This is a genomic window from Peribacillus sp. B65 (assembly GCF_058513295.1).
Genome location: NZ_CP195840.1, coordinates 1,788,386 through 1,802,870 on the forward strand (window position 1 = coordinate 1,788,386; position 14,485 = coordinate 1,802,870).

Annotated in this window: 12 protein-coding genes and 2 riboswitches; of the genes, 7 read left to right on the top strand and 5 right to left on the bottom strand. The window is 42.1% G+C overall.

The genetic code is table 11. From position 1 onward, the window contains the following. Window positions 1–798, bottom strand: a complete 798-nt coding sequence (locus ACSR9O_RS08810; RefSeq protein WP_230177008.1) for a YqhG family protein — start codon at window positions 796–798, stop codon at window positions 1–3. After that, the gene (locus tag ACSR9O_RS08815) at window positions 776–2,464 is read right to left on the bottom strand and encodes a DEAD/DEAH box helicase (protein ID WP_101222549.1); all 1,689 of its coding nucleotides are present in this window, start codon (window positions 2,462–2,464) and stop codon (window positions 776–778) included. Before ACSR9O_RS08815 ends, ACSR9O_RS08810 begins: the two co-directional genes overlap by 23 nt. 376 nt (window positions 2,465–2,840) lie before the next feature. Then, window positions 2,841–2,928: riboswitch (glycine riboswitch) on the top strand. A gap of 3 nt (window positions 2,929–2,931) precedes the next feature. Further along, window positions 2,932–3,015: riboswitch (glycine riboswitch) on the top strand. A gap of 138 nt (window positions 3,016–3,153) precedes the next feature. On the opposite strand from ACSR9O_RS08815, the gene gcvT reads away from it, so the two are divergent. The 3 genes from gcvT to gcvPB are packed head-to-tail and all read left to right on the top strand — an operon-like array spanning window position 3,154 to window position 7,074. Beyond that, window positions 3,154–4,260: a glycine cleavage system aminomethyltransferase GcvT gene (gene gcvT, locus ACSR9O_RS08820; RefSeq protein ID WP_230177007.1), complete on the top strand. Its 1,107-nt coding sequence runs from the start codon at window positions 3,154–3,156 to the stop codon at window positions 4,258–4,260. A 17-nt stretch (window positions 4,261–4,277) separates the two neighbouring features. Continuing rightward, a complete protein-coding gene (gcvPA, locus tag ACSR9O_RS08825; protein ID WP_230177006.1) occupies window positions 4,278–5,624 on the top strand; it encodes an aminomethyl-transferring glycine dehydrogenase subunit GcvPA in 1,347 nt (448 codons plus the stop codon). After that, entirely contained in the window at window positions 5,617–7,074 is a 1,458-nt protein-coding gene (gene gcvPB / locus ACSR9O_RS08830) for an aminomethyl-transferring glycine dehydrogenase subunit GcvPB (protein ID WP_101222547.1), read from the top strand. Before gcvPA ends, gcvPB begins: the two co-directional genes overlap by 8 nt. Window positions 7,075–7,213: 139 nt before the next feature. Here gcvPB and ACSR9O_RS08835 read toward each other — a convergent pair whose 3' ends face one another. Continuing rightward, window positions 7,214–7,597, bottom strand: coding sequence for a rhodanese-like domain-containing protein (locus tag ACSR9O_RS08835; protein ID WP_076365383.1), 384 nt, complete (start codon window positions 7,595–7,597; stop codon window positions 7,214–7,216). Between the two features lie 203 nt (window positions 7,598–7,800). Here ACSR9O_RS08835 and ACSR9O_RS08840 point away from each other — a divergent pair, with 203 nt between their 5' ends. Next, the gene (locus tag ACSR9O_RS08840) at window positions 7,801–8,637 is read left to right on the top strand and encodes a lipoate--protein ligase family protein (protein WP_230177005.1); all 837 of its coding nucleotides are present in this window, start codon (window positions 7,801–7,803) and stop codon (window positions 8,635–8,637) included. 388 nt (window positions 8,638–9,025) lie between these two features. Next, entirely contained in the window at window positions 9,026–11,596 is a 2,571-nt protein-coding gene (locus ACSR9O_RS08845; RefSeq protein ID WP_101222545.1) for a vitamin B12-dependent ribonucleotide reductase, read from the top strand. 151 nt (window positions 11,597–11,747) lie between these two features. On the opposite strand, the gene ACSR9O_RS08850 is transcribed toward ACSR9O_RS08845, so the two are convergent. Continuing rightward, window positions 11,748–11,936, bottom strand: coding sequence for a hypothetical protein (locus ACSR9O_RS08850; protein ID WP_101222544.1), 189 nt, complete (start codon window positions 11,934–11,936; stop codon window positions 11,748–11,750). Between the two features lie 126 nt (window positions 11,937–12,062). Between ACSR9O_RS08850 and splB the strand changes: the two genes are divergently transcribed. Continuing rightward, window positions 12,063–13,088, top strand: coding sequence for a spore photoproduct lyase (splB, locus tag ACSR9O_RS08855; protein WP_101222543.1), 1,026 nt, complete (start codon window positions 12,063–12,065; stop codon window positions 13,086–13,088). Between the two features lie 83 nt (window positions 13,089–13,171). After that, window positions 13,172–14,053 carry a patatin-like phospholipase family protein gene (locus tag ACSR9O_RS08860; RefSeq protein WP_402938376.1) on the top strand — a complete coding sequence of 294 codons (882 nt, stop codon included), beginning with the start codon at window positions 13,172–13,174 and terminating at the stop codon, window positions 14,051–14,053. Between the two features lie 23 nt (window positions 14,054–14,076). Here the strand turns inward: ACSR9O_RS08860 and ACSR9O_RS08865 are convergent, their stop codons facing one another. Then, the gene (locus ACSR9O_RS08865; protein ID WP_048677789.1) at window positions 14,077–14,451 is read right to left on the bottom strand and encodes an SA1362 family protein; all 375 of its coding nucleotides are present in this window, start codon (window positions 14,449–14,451) and stop codon (window positions 14,077–14,079) included. Between the last annotated feature and the right edge of the window lie 34 nt (window positions 14,452–14,485).

Sequence of the window (14,485 nt, forward strand, 5' to 3'; positions counted from 1 at the left end):
TTATCCCAATGCCCTATCAGAAAGGTAAAATAACCCTCCGTTGATGATGGATATTCGGATGTTGGGTTCATATTGAGCTTTTAAGGCATCTTTTTCGGTAAAATAGCTCTCACTTTTTTCTTCCATATCCTTGTAAAAATGCTCCAATAAATTCAAGTCATTCTGCCAGCGAAGCATTGCTTCCTCTGCCCAGGAATGGTCATCATCCTCGAAACTGGTCCTGATGTATGTATCCAGTCTTGCCAATCCGCTCTTGGGCATTATGAGCGGTGAAAGCGTAAAGGAGTAATCCGGTATTTTGGGGGTGACCTTTATCGGTAAAACCCGATGGTGAAACCTTTCCATGATCTCACCTGAGATTAAATTCAAACCGATCGACATGAAGGTATCCTTTTTACGATCGCATTGATAGGATATTTTCACATTCAGGGTCAGCCAAGGAAACAAAGGATTATTTCCCCCTTTTGATGGAGGGGTATCCTCAAAAAGTCTAGTATATCCTGCCAGCTTTTTGGTAGATTGAATAATCTGGTGAAGGCGAGGGGAGCCAAAATGAATCATTTCTCCCTTTAAATCGGATGGAGCTAGTTCTGGATCGGTAATGAAAGTCATCTGTGCTGGGTTTGGAACGCCGCCTGTTTTTTCTAGATAATGCCAATAAAAGGGTCTGTTCATTAATTCTTTATCCATATCAATCGTCAATTGGACTGTAAGGTGGGTTGGTGCATTATCCAGTATTTCACAATCATTGGCTTTAAAGTAAGTTATTAAAAAATCATGAATTTCCCGTTGCTGCATGAACCTCACCTTCCTTCATTGATTGGGCGAATTGGATTAACGATGAAAAATTATCCATCTTGATTTTCATTTCGCCCTCTGTTTTGGATTCGCCGACTACATCAATCAAATATTCTTCAATGTTGTTAATATCCAGTTTGGTTAGAATATCATCCAATTCGCCGATTACTTTCTCGAATAAATTTATTTTTTCATATAGTAACTTTAGAATATGTTCTTCCACTGTATTTTTCGTGGCAAAGTTATAAATCATCACATCTTCTTCCTGACCAAGGCGGTGTATCCGTCCGATTCTCTGTTCGAGCCTCATCGGGTTCCATGGCAGGTCAAAATTAATCAAGTGATGGCAAAACTGAAGGTTTATCCCTTCTCCGCCAGCTTCTGTTGCAATCAATACCTGTATATTTTTTTGGAATAATTCTCGCATCCAGTCTTTCTTTCCGCGCTTAAAACCGCCTCGGAAAGGAACTGAAGAAATTCCATTCTGCTGTAGGTACCATTGTAGATATAGCTGAGTCGCCCGGTATTCGGTAAAGATAATGACTTTATCATCAATTTTCTTGATCAGTTCCAAAGCTTTTTCAGCCTTTGAGTTCTGAACCGTTTCATTCACTTTAGAAAATAAATCATCAAGCTTTGCCAAAAAGTCAGGGGAAGGCTGATCATATTTATTTTTCATATTCTTTAATGTATAAAAGACCGCCTCTCTGCTGCTGCATGCTTCCCTTTGGAGAGTGAGAGCCGAAAAGGCGCTTCCTTTAGAACCATCCGAAATAGGTTTGAATTTGGAAACAGCATCGTACAATGCTTGTTCCGTTGGAGAAAATTCAATGGTGATGGTCTCCACATGCCGTTTTGTCCATTCAATGCCAGTATCGGCCCGCCGGTTTCGAATCATGACAGTGTTGACAAGTTCCTTTAGGTGTTCATCTTCAATAATGTTCCGGCCTTTCCCTTTATACTTTTCTGAAAAAAGTGAGGCATTTCCCAAGTGGCCTGGTTTCAATAACGAAACGAGGTGGAAAATTTCCTCGACTTTATTTTGAATCGGAGTGGCTGTCAGGAGTAAACAAAATTTCTTTTTCAGATTTTGGACGAATTCATAGTTCTTCGTCTTATTATTTTTAAGTTTATGAGCTTCATCAATAATGATGAAGTCGTATTCCTGCTTGAAAATGATATCTCGATGTGGAGCTCGTTTCGCTGTATCAATGGATGAAATGACCACATCACAGGAGTCCCAAACATAGCTTTTTCTCTGAACGACTGCCGGTATATGAAACTTGGTATTCAATTCAAAAGCCCATTGTGTGACAAGGGAAGCCGGAACAAGGATCAAAACTTTTTTTACAAGGCCCCTAATCATATACTCTTTTAGGATCAATCCAGCTTCAATTGTTTTTCCGAGCCCTACCTCATCAGCTAAAATGGCCTTTCCATTCATCTTTTCCACCACTTGCTTGGCTGCTTCCAATTGATGGGGAAGCGGGGTTAACTGCGGAAGGTGCTTGGGCGCCTGTAAACCTTCAAAATCAGGGATGATAAGATTTTCCTCCATTTGAACCGCGAGCTTATAAAGCTCCCAGTTTCCCCATGGACCGTCATTTTCCATCTTTTGCAGAAACTCGTCATTCCATTCAGAATTAAAGGATATATTGATTTTCATAGAAATAACTCCCTCTTAAATCATATTTTCCTTAATAAAAGGTCAAAACCCGAACATTTCATATGTGAAGTAAGAAAAATATTTCTCTTCAAAAGATATTGCAGAGATAAGTTTCTTAGGGTAGGATATAAGTATATTTAGAAAATTCCAATTTCCCAACGCTACAAAGAATCTTTGTACATCGATTTTGCAGTTCGCGTTTTCTTAGTATGGGCTATAGACTTCTAATTTATCCAAGATTACTGAAGGAGACCAATCAAACGGTTTCTGAGGTTTCAGGAGAATTGGCAGAGAATGCATTCCACGATGCTCAGAGGTTTTACCGATGTTTGGTGGCTTATTCGCTTCCTTTCATTGGTAGACCATTTATATGCGGGTGAAGATAAGGGGAGAGACTACGGATGTAGCGCCGAAGGAGCAAACTTAGCAGTGAATCTCTCAGGCAAAAGAACTCTTATTGGACGCAACTCTGGAGAGCGCCGCCCGTTTTGGGACGGCCACCAAAGGGGAAAACCTATTACATAGGTAAACTTTCAGGTTTCAGGACAGAGAAAAAGCTCAAACGGGCTTTCTCTGTCCTTTTTTGTGCTTTTTTCACATCATGAATCAGGATATATCTGATGCGTAATGACAAGAAGCTTTTGATAATGAAGCCAATTAATTTAAAAAAATCTGAAGGGGGTCATTTTTTGACCGATTTAAAAAGAACACCACTATTTGAGGTTTATCGTGAATACGGAGGTAAAACGATTGATTTTGGCGGCTGGGAACTTCCTGTCCAATTTTCGGGTATAAAGGACGAACATGAAGCCGTACGTACAAAAGCGGGGTTATTCGATGTTTCCCATATGGGTGAAGTCGATGTTAAGGGTCCTGGGAGCCTTTCCTTTTTACAAAAGATGCTGACTAATGATATATCAAAGCTGAAACAGGGCGGTGCCCAATATTCCGCCATGTGTTATGAAAACGGAGGCACGGTTGATGATCTAATCGTGTATAAAAGGTCTGAGGATGACTATCTGCTCGTGGTCAATGCAGCGAACACAGAAAAAGATTTCAATTGGCTGCAAGCTCATTTATCGGAAGATGTCCAAATCAAGAATGTATCTAGTGACTATACACAGCTGGCACTTCAAGGGCCAGCTGCAGAGAAGATTTTACAAAAACTATCGGGAAATACTGCTTTAAGTGAAATTGGATTTTTCAAGTTCAAGGAAAATGTCATGATTAACGGTATCTCCACGATGGTATCCCGTACTGGATACACTGGTGAGGATGGCTTTGAGATATATAGTGACAGTGAAAATGGTCCAGCCCTTTGGAAGGCGATTATGGATGCCGGAAACGAAGAGGGAGTTCAGCCGATTGGTTTAGGTGCTCGTGATACCCTGCGTTTTGAAGCGAAACTGCCGTTGTATGGGCAGGAGCTTTCAGCAGACATCACCCCGATAGAAGCCGGGATTGGTTTTGCAGTAAAAGTCGATAAGGAAGTTGATTTTTTCGGGAAAGCCGTTCTTGCTGAGCAAAAGGAGAAAGGAGCTCCTCGCAAGCTTGTGGGAATTGAAATGATAGACCGTGGCATTCCACGTCATGGGTATAAGGTCTACAGCGGTGATAAAGTCATTGGCGAGGTCACGACCGGTACCCAATCACCAACGTTGAAGAAAAACGTGGGTTTGGTACTTATCGATAAGGAATTTTCAGTGCTGGATGCGGAAGTCGAAGTGGAGATCCGTTCCAAACGTTTGAAAGCCGTTATAATACAAACACCTTTTTATAAAAAACCACGTAAATAGAGGGGAATGGTCATTAGATGAAACATCGTTATTTACCCATGACAGAGCAAGATAAACAAGAAATGCTGAAAGCGATAGGGGTATCCACTGCTGAAGAACTTTTCAATGATATCCCTGAGAGCGTTCGTTTTCAAGGAGAATACGATATCAAGCCTGCTAAATCGGAACCAGCATTAATGAAAGAATTATCAAGGCTTGCTGCCAAGAATGCGGATCTTAAAAACTATGCCTCCTTCCTTGGTGCGGGTGTCTATGACCATTATGCACCGGTCATCGTCGATCATGTTCTATCCCGTTCTGAATTTTACACGGCTTATACACCCTATCAGCCTGAAATTTCACAGGGAGAGCTTCAAGCAATCTTTGAATATCAAACGATGATATGTGAATTGACGGGCATGGATGTGGCTAACTCCTCCATGTATGACGGCGGGACAGCGCTGGCTGAAGCAGCCATGCTTGCTTCAGGACAGACACGCCGCAAGAAGATTCTCATTTCAGGAACCGTTCATCCTGAATCAAGAGAAGTCGTGAAGACATATGCGAAAGGGCAACGCGTGGAAGTGATCGAAATTCCTTATAAAGACGGTGTGACGGACTTAGCTGCTTTAAAGGAATTGGCGAATGAGGACATTGCAGGAGTGATCGTGCAATATCCGAACTTTTTTGGCCGGATCGAGCCATTGAAGGAAATGGAAGAAATCATTCATGGCGTCAAATCCATGTTTATCGTTTCCAGTAATCCGCTTGCATTGGGAGCTTTGACATCCCCTGGTGCACTCGGTGCAGATATCGTAACGGGGGATGCTCAGCCATTCGGCATTCCAGCGGCATTCGGTGGACCTCATTGTGGATATTTTGCGGTTACTAATAAACTTGTTCGGAAAGTTCCAGGCCGACTCGTCGGTCAAACCGTGGATGAAAATGGTAAAAGGGGATTTGTACTAACGCTACAAGCTCGTGAACAGCACATTCGCCGTGACAAAGCCACATCCAACATTTGTTCCAATCAAGCTTTGAATGCGTTGGCAGCTTCTGTTGCAATGACCGCCCTTGGGAAAAAGGGTGTCAAGGAAATGGCCGTGCAAAATATTCAAAAAGCACATTATGCGAAAAAAGCAATTATGGCAGTAGGGGTGGAAGTGATATTCGACGGTCCTTCGTTCAATGAATTTATCATTAAACTGCCTGCTTCGTTTTCAGAAATCAATAAAAGCCTTTTTGAAAAAGGGATGATCGGCGGCTTTGATTTAGGGACGGTTTATCCTGAGCTGAAAGACCATATGCTGGTTGCGGTAACTGAACTTAGAACAAAAGAAGAAATTGATGCACTTGCGCAGGAATTGGGGGATCAACATGAATAATCAAGATCAATCACTCATTTTTGAAATCAGTACTTCCGGTCGAATCGGGTACAGTCTGCCAGAAATGGATGTTGCAACTATTCCGCTCGAAGAAATTCTTCCTGCCGACTACATCCGTGAAGAAGAGGCAGAACTGCCTGAGGTGTCCGAACTGGATATCATGCGTCACTATACAGCACTCTCCAAACGGAATCATGGGGTGGATTCGGGTTTTTATCCGCTGGGTTCATGCACGATGAAATATAATCCGAAAATAAATGAAAACGTGGCACGTTTCAACGGCTTTGCCCATATCCATCCATATCAAGATCCGGCTACCGTTCAGGGAGCATTGGGACTCTTATTTGATTTGCAGGAACACTTAACTGAAATCACCGGGATGGACCAAGTGACATTACAGCCTGCAGCAGGTGCACATGGTGAGTGGACAGGGTTGATGATGATTCGCGCTTTTCACGAAGCGAATGGCGATACAGAACGGACGAAAGTGATTGTACCTGATTCTGCACACGGTACGAATCCTGCCTCTGCCACTGTTGCCGGACTTGAAACGATTACAGTGAAATCCGATGAAAATGGATTAGTCGACCTTGAAGATTTAAAGCGTGTTGTCGGACCTGATACGGCGGCCTTGATGCTGACGAACCCCAATACATTGGGATTATTTGAAGAAAACATCTTGGAAATGGCACAACTTGTCCATGATGCAGGTGGGAAGCTTTATTATGACGGAGCCAATCTGAATGCAGTCCTTTCAAAAGCACGCCCGGGTGACATGGGCTTTGATGTGGTTCACTTAAATCTCCATAAAACATTCACGGGTCCGCATGGCGGCGGCGGTCCGGGTTCTGGTCCTGTAGGTGTGAAGTCGGACTTGATTCCTTACTTGCCTAAACCTCTTATAATTAAACAAGGTGAGCAATTCGCTCTTGATTATGATCGTCCGCAATCCATTGGCAGGGTAAAACCTTATTATGGTAATTTCGGGATTAACGTGAGGGCATATACGTACATTCGTTCAATGGGGCCTGATGGCCTTAAAGCCGTCACCGAAAATGCGGTCATCAATGCCAATTATATGATGCGCAAGTTGGAACCTTATTTTGACTTACCATATAATCGTCATTGTAAGCACGAATTCGTATTAAGCGGACGCCGGCAAAAGAAATTGGGGGTTAGGACTCTTGATATAGCCAAAAGATTACTGGATTTCGGGTATCATCCTCCAACCATTTACTTCCCGTTGAACGTGGAGGAAGGAATGATGATAGAACCGACTGAAACCGAGTCAAAAGAAACGCTGGATGCGTTCATCGATGCGATGATCCAGATTGCCAAGGAAGCGGAAGAAACCCCGGAAATCGTTCAGGAAGCTCCGCATACAACCGTTATAAAGCGGCTTGATGAAACTCTTGCTGCAAGAAAACCTGTTCTGCGTTATCAAGCCTAGATTGATAGCTTATACGAAAAAAATCCCTGCCTGCCGGCGGGGATTTTTCATGTTTATGTAAGATTTCATTAAAGTCCAGCAGTTAACTTTCTTTTCCTTGAGCTATTGAATTAAAAAGAGCCCATGCGGAGATGGGGTCTTATTTCTTTGCTTTGATTTTCCCAGTCCACATTTTGAAACCGCCCTTTAGGTGAAAAAGTTCCCTGTAGCCCTTTTTGTATAGCATGGCTGCAGCTCTGCCGCTGATGATTTCGCTTTGAGCGTACAAATATACAGGCTTGTCCGGCCTAATTTCGACCAAGCGTGTTTTCATTTGAGTCATAGGGATGTTTCTTGCGCCTAAGATATGGCCATTATCGAAATCATTCGGTTCCCGCACATCGATTAGCTGCACTTTTCTGTAGTTAGCGATAAATTCGTCCTGTGTTAGTGTTTTAACGATTTTACGCTGGCGGTACCAATTAAAAAGTGAATACGCAATAACCACTCCTAAGATGATGAGCAGTGTATATAATATTTCCAAACATAAAAACTCCCTTCTACCTTAACGAATACAGACAATCTTTATTATATAATTGCTTTACCCAATAATCAAAAAGAATTTTCATCAAATTCTTCATGGACTTGATGGTACTTTCTTTTTTAGAGTGTTAAAGTCTGTTAAACTACTACATGTGAGTTTTTTGTGGGGTATTGAAAAACAGTCTATCGAAACGAGGGGTAAGGATGGCTAAAGATAAATGGGGTTTTATAGATTCGGGGTATTGTTCACCGGCTTTTAATATGGCACTGGACGAAGCTCTGTTAAACTGGCAAAGCAAAGGGGAAATTCCGCCAATCATACGCTTTTACGGCTGGGATCCAGCTACATTGTCGATCGGTTATTTTCAAAAGGCGGAAGCGGAAATTGATATCGAAGAGGTCAAAAGGCAGGGCCTTGGTTTTGTACGCAGGCCAACAGGAGGACGAGCGGTCCTGCACGAGCATGAATTGACTTATAGCGTAATCGTTCCAGAATCCTATCCGGGAATGCCGACTACCGTTACTGAAGCATATCGTGTCATTTCTGAAGGAATATTAATGGGATTCAGGAATCTGGGATTGGAAGCTTATTTTGCCGTGCCTCGAACCGATCAGGAAAAAGCGGCTTTAAAATCGCCCAGGTCTTCGGTTTGCTTTGATGCTCCAAGCTGGTATGAACTGGTCGTTGAGGGCAGGAAGGTCGCTGGCAGCGCTCAAACCAGGCAAAAAGGCGTCATCCTTCAGCACGGATCCATTTTGCTTGAACTTGATGATGATAAGCTTTTTAGCGTATTTAAATTCTCAAATGACAGGGTTAAAGAGAGAATGCAAAAAAACCTAAAAAACAAAGCTGTGGCCATAAATGATATTGCAGGGAGAAAGATTACCATCCCTGAAGCGAAAGAAGCTTTTGAAAAAGGTTTTGCCGAAGGACTTTCGGTCGATTTAGAGCCATACGTCCTCACCGAAAAGCAATTGCTGGAAGTGAAGTCCATTGCAGAAAGCAAATATGAAAGCGATGATTGGAATTTCATGAGATAGAGGAAGCATAATTAGAGTGGATAATAAAAAAGTTTTTTCAGATTTGTTTGACCAAATAACGCATCCCTTGCAGGGATAAGCCCTAAAAGGGATGGGGAAAAAGCAAGGTCCAAATTAATTGAAATCTGATGAAAAATTATTGTAAATCGACATTTTCCTCCCTTTTGCTAACTATATTAATTGATTTATCGTTTGACAAAATTAAAAGTTATTCAAAACAAACACAATATATAGTAGTTGAAATATTTAATGCGACACTATATGTTGATTTTTGAGTTTCGCTATGATAAATTTAGGGTACTTGTTAAGCGAAACGGACATGTAAGGTTACATAAGGATTTTTGCGGCAGCAAGAACGGATCTTGAAACATATAAAGGAGAGGGAATTATGTCGGTTGTAATAAAAGAAGCTTTAAAGGTTGATCTAGAAAGGTTGAATAAGGATATTTCTTTATTTCCCCAGGTTCACCCTGTAACTGCTGATATGAAAATGGCGCATAAGGGAGTGTCCCGTCTAGTCATGCTTGACCGCTATTCTTTTAAGGATACTGAAAAAATCACACTCTCGGCAGGCGATTTCGTCGTGTTGACGATTAAGGAAGATCCGAAATTCCCGGCAAGGGGTCTCGGTTACATCGTTGAAATAGATTGGGAAACCAAAAAAGCGAAGGTTTTGGTGGATGAAGAGTTCCGTGGCGTTCTGGATAATCCGGAAGAAATGGAGACGGGAATTGTAAACCGTCCTTTGGATATTATCGAAAAGCCGCTTGAAATATACTATGAACAAATTGCGAAACGTAATGCAACGGGATTGGCATCAGTGGAAACCACGGAAGAAAAGAGAACGGAATGGTTCAATAAATTCTATGAAGAATTAAAAAACCTTAATTTCGTCCCGGCAGGACGAGTATTATATGGTGCAGGTTCCAATACGGATGTTACTTATTTCAACTGTTATGTAATGCCATTCGTACCGGATTCACGTGAAGGTATTTCAGAACATAGGAAACAAGTGATGGAAATCATGAGCCGCGGCGGCGGAGTGGGAACGAACGGGTCGACACTGCGTCCAAGAAACACTCTGGCAAAAGGCGTAAACGGAAAATCCTCGGGTTCTGTGTCGTGGCTTGACGATATTGCGAAACTGACGCATCTGGTTGAACAGGGCGGTAGCAGACGCGGCGCGCAAATGATCATGCTTGCTGATTGGCATCCTGATATTGCAGAGTTCATCATTTCTAAAATGCAAAACCCAAGGATTCTGCGTTACCTAGTGGAAAATACTAAAGACGAAGCGATCAAGAAATATGCGACGGATAAATTGAAATTCACGCCGCACACGGAACAGGAAACGGCTATGTATCAAGGGATCATCAATTATAAGGAGATTCCTGGCCAAGGTGGATTCAGCGAGAAAATCATTAGGGATGCAGAGGAAAAGCTCCGTACAGGGGGAACTTACAGTGTCCATAATTCTGATTTTCTGACTGGAGCCAACATCTCGATTTGCCTGACTAAGGAATTCATGGAAGCGGCGGAACAAGATGCGGAATACGAATTGCGTTTTCCTGATGTTGAAAGCTATAATGCCGAAGAAATGGCCATTTACAATGAAGAATGGCATAATGTCGGCGATGTTCGCGAATGGGAGAAAATGGGTCACAAAGTCCGTGTTTACCGTAAAATCCGCGCTAAAGAGCTTTGGAATTTAATAAATATTTGTGCAACATATTCTGCTGAACCAGGTATTTTCTTTATCGATAATGCTAATGAAATGACGAATGCCAAAGCATACGGTCAACAGGTCGTAGCGACGAACCCTTGTGGAGAACAGCCATTGGCCCCATATTCAGTATGTAACCTTGCGGCAGTCAATCTGGCTGAGATGGCTGATAAAGAAAGCAAAACCGTTAATTTCGAGAAACTTAAGCAAACTGTCGAAGTCGGTGTGCGTATGCAGGACAATGTCATTGACGCAACTCCTTATTTCTTGGAAGAAAACAAAAAACAGGCACTGGGTGAGAGACGGGTTGGACTTGGTGTAATGGGTCTGCATGACCTTTTGATCTACTGTGAGACGGAATATGGCTCTGAAGAAGGAAATATCCTGGTTGACAAGGTGTTTGAAACGATTGCGACGACAGCTTACAGGGCTTCCGTGGAACTTGCTAAAGAAAAAGGCAGTTTCCCGTTCCTGATCGGGTCAACTGACAAAGAAACCGATGAGCTTAGAACACGTTTCACACAAACCGGATTTATGGAAAAAATGCCTGAAGATATCAGGGAAAGTGTTGCTGCACATGGCATCCGTAACTCTCATTTATTGACAGTTGCTCCTACAGGAAGCACAGGAACTATGGTCGGGGTATCAACAGGTCTTGAACCATATTTCTCCTTCACGTATTTCCGCAGCGGCCGTCTTGGTAAATTCATTGAAGTTAAGGCTGACATTGTACAGGAATACTTGGACCGTCATCCAGAAGCCGATACAGAAGAGCTTCCAAAATGGTTCATTTCCGCTATGGAATTAGCTCCAGAAGCACATGCTGATGTTCAATGCATCATTCAACGCTGGATTGACAGCTCGATCAGTAAAACGGTAAATGCTCCAAAAGGATATACTGTCGAACAAGTTGAAAAAGTATATGAACGTCTATACAAAGGCGGAGCAAAAGGCGGTACTGTATATGTGGATGGCAGCCGTGACAGTCAGGTTCTTACGCTCAAAGCGGAAGAAAACCAAATGGACGAGCAGCTTGAAATGGATGAATTGACAGATGTGGAAGTAAAGAAAAAAGTCGTATTGGTCGATACGATAAATGAACTGCGTTCGACTAACGTTACGATTGGGTCGGAAGTGGGCAACACTTGTCCGGTGTGCCGTAAAGGCGAAGTCCAGGAAATGGGCGGATGCAATACTTGCACGAATTGCGGAGCACAATTAAAATGCGGGCTATAAGCTGATGTAAGGGAAGCCGTTAAGTATGCTGCAAAGCCTATCTTAACGGCTTTTTTTAGTGTCTTAAATGTTTGTTAGTTACCGTCTGTTCAATTACAAACCAATAGAGAAGACCGAATCATCGTAAATTCGGTCTTCTTTTTGCGTTCAATCAACCATTTTCATTTTGCTGCCCTATTTCCTTCTCGGCTAGATATTGGTTTCCATCTTTCAATACCGAAAATTCATCGACCGAGTCTCCAGGTATATTCCTTGGATTTGGATATTTATTATCTGTTTGGACGGTGATCGCTTGTTTGCCCGTTCCATTTGTCAAGAAATCTCGTTTTTTATTAGCCATATTGCATCTCCTTCATTTTGAATTTCCAAGTAAAAACAATCATGATGATAACAGAATTAAGAAAAACTATCCTTATGAATTAGATTGTGTAGTTCGATTAAAAGTATGAACAGAATGGAGAACGGAATGAAACCCTTTATGCCACAATTAGTGTATATAGAGCCCAGGGCACTGGAATACCCTCTTGGCCGGGAATTGAAGAAGAAATTCGAAGATTTGAACATTGAAATCCGGGAGACCACATCCCATAACCAAATTAGGGACCTTCCTGGGGAAAACGATTTGCAAAAATATCGCGTCGCCAAATCGACGCTTGTGGTAGGAATCAGAAAAACATTGAAATTCGATTCTTCAAAGCCATCTGCTGAATATGCCATCCCTCTTGCTACAGGGTGTATGGGGCACTGTCACTATTGCTATTTACAGACGACACTCGGATCGAAACCATATATTAGGACATATGTGAATCTTGACGAGATTTTCGAGGCAGCCGAAAAATATATAAATGAGAGAAAGCCTGAAATCACACGTTTTGAGGCAGCCTGTACATCGGACATTGTCGGAATTGACCATTTGACACATTCTTTAAAAAGGGCCATAGAATATTTTGGCAAAAGTGAATATGGGGTTTTAAGATTCGTAACTAAATTTCATCATGTCGACCATCTGTTGGATGCTGAACATAATGGAAAAACGAGATTTCGGTTCAGTATAAATTCGCGTTTTGTGATAAAGAATTTCGAGCCTGGCACATCGAGCTTCGAGGAAAGGATGGAAGCGGCACGCAAAGTGGCAGGTGCCGGATATCCTCTGGGTTTTATCGTAGCTCCCATATATCGTCACGAAGCATGGAAGGATGGCTATCATGAATTATTCGAACGATTAAGCGAGGCGTTAAAAGGGGTGGATATACCGGATTTGACGTTTGAATTAATCCAGCATCGGTTCACTGGTCCAGCAAAAAAAGTGATTCAAAAAAACTACCCGAAAACAAAATTGGAACTGGACGAAACGAAGCGTAAATATAAATGGGGCCGATATGGCATTGGTAAATATGTTTACCAAACCGAAGAAGCCGCAGAACTGGAAACGACCATTCGTGGGTATATCGCGGAATTTTTCCCGAAAGCGGAAATTCAGTATTTTACCTGATGAGGGTAATTTCTATTTAAAACTGTCATAAATCCCTCTAATCCTGCTTAGAAATGTAAAGACCGGATTAGGGGAGGGCAGCTATGATTATTGACGGCGTTTTTTCCGGAGGCGGGATTAAAGGTTATGGTTTAGTGGGAGCCCTGCAGGAATTAGAAGAACGGGGATTTTTATTCCATCGGACAGCAGGTACAAGTGCAGGATCCATAATTGCAGCTTTCGTGGCAGCTGGGTACACCGGAAAAGAAATGGAAAAGCTATTTCTTGATATAGATTTAAGCGGCCTGCTGGATAAAAGGCGTGGTCTTTTGCCTATCCCGCTTGCCAAATGGCTCCTTGTATACTGGAAACTTGGCCTTTATAAAGGCGACGCATTGGAAGGTTGGATTGCCAGCAAACTTGCCGAAAGGAATGTAGTCACCTTTAAGGATGTACGACCGAAATCCCTTCGTATCATAACCTCTGACATCACAAATGGGAAATTGGTGGTTCTGCCTGATGATCTGCCGAACTATGGCATTGATCCGAATACTTTTCCAGTTGCAAAGGCAGTAAGAATGAGTTGTAGCATTCCTTATTTCTTTGAGCCAGTCAAACTCGATGTCGGAAAAAGCAAGTTCCTTTTTGTTGATGGAGGTGTTTTGAGCAATTTTCCTATGTGGTTATTCAATTCAGATCATGTAAGGAAGGAACGGCCGGTCATAGGCTTGCGGCTGAGTGTCGATGAGATATGGAAACCACATGAGGTGGATAATGCGGTTGAATTGTTCTCCGCACTATTCAAAACGATGAAAGATGCCCATGATGCACGATATATCTCCAAGAAACACGTCCATAATATTGTATTTATTCCGATGAAAGGCGTTTCTGCGATGGATTTCAATCTGAATGATGAACAAAAGGGTGATTTGATGAAAAGGGGTAGGCAGTGCACGAAAGAATTTCTTAAAAAATGGACTTATTGATGATAAATAAAAAAATCGGGCTCTTAAAAAGAAGCCCGATTTTTCTTTTTATTCTTTTTCCCTTCGATAACGGTTAAGTGACTATCCGTTTTCTTTCTCCATTTTATTTTCTTGGATGATTTTGCTGCAGAGAAGCTAGCCACATTATCTTTTTTCGAAGTTCGGTTTTTTAGCCTTTTTTTCGACTGGCGGGCAGCCTTTCGGAATGCTTGCTGCTCTTTCTTAACTGGTTTTCCCTTTGTTAATCCGGTATAAATCATATAAATAATCCCTGCGACAATGGCTATTATGAGAATGTTTCTAAAAAAGCCAATCGGGTCATTAAATAGTCGGCTCAATAGTCCGAGGACTCCGAGGGCGATGATTCCGTATATCATGAAAGATATGAAACGTTTCAACAAAGACACCTCCTTAAGAGCATCATAAGCATTT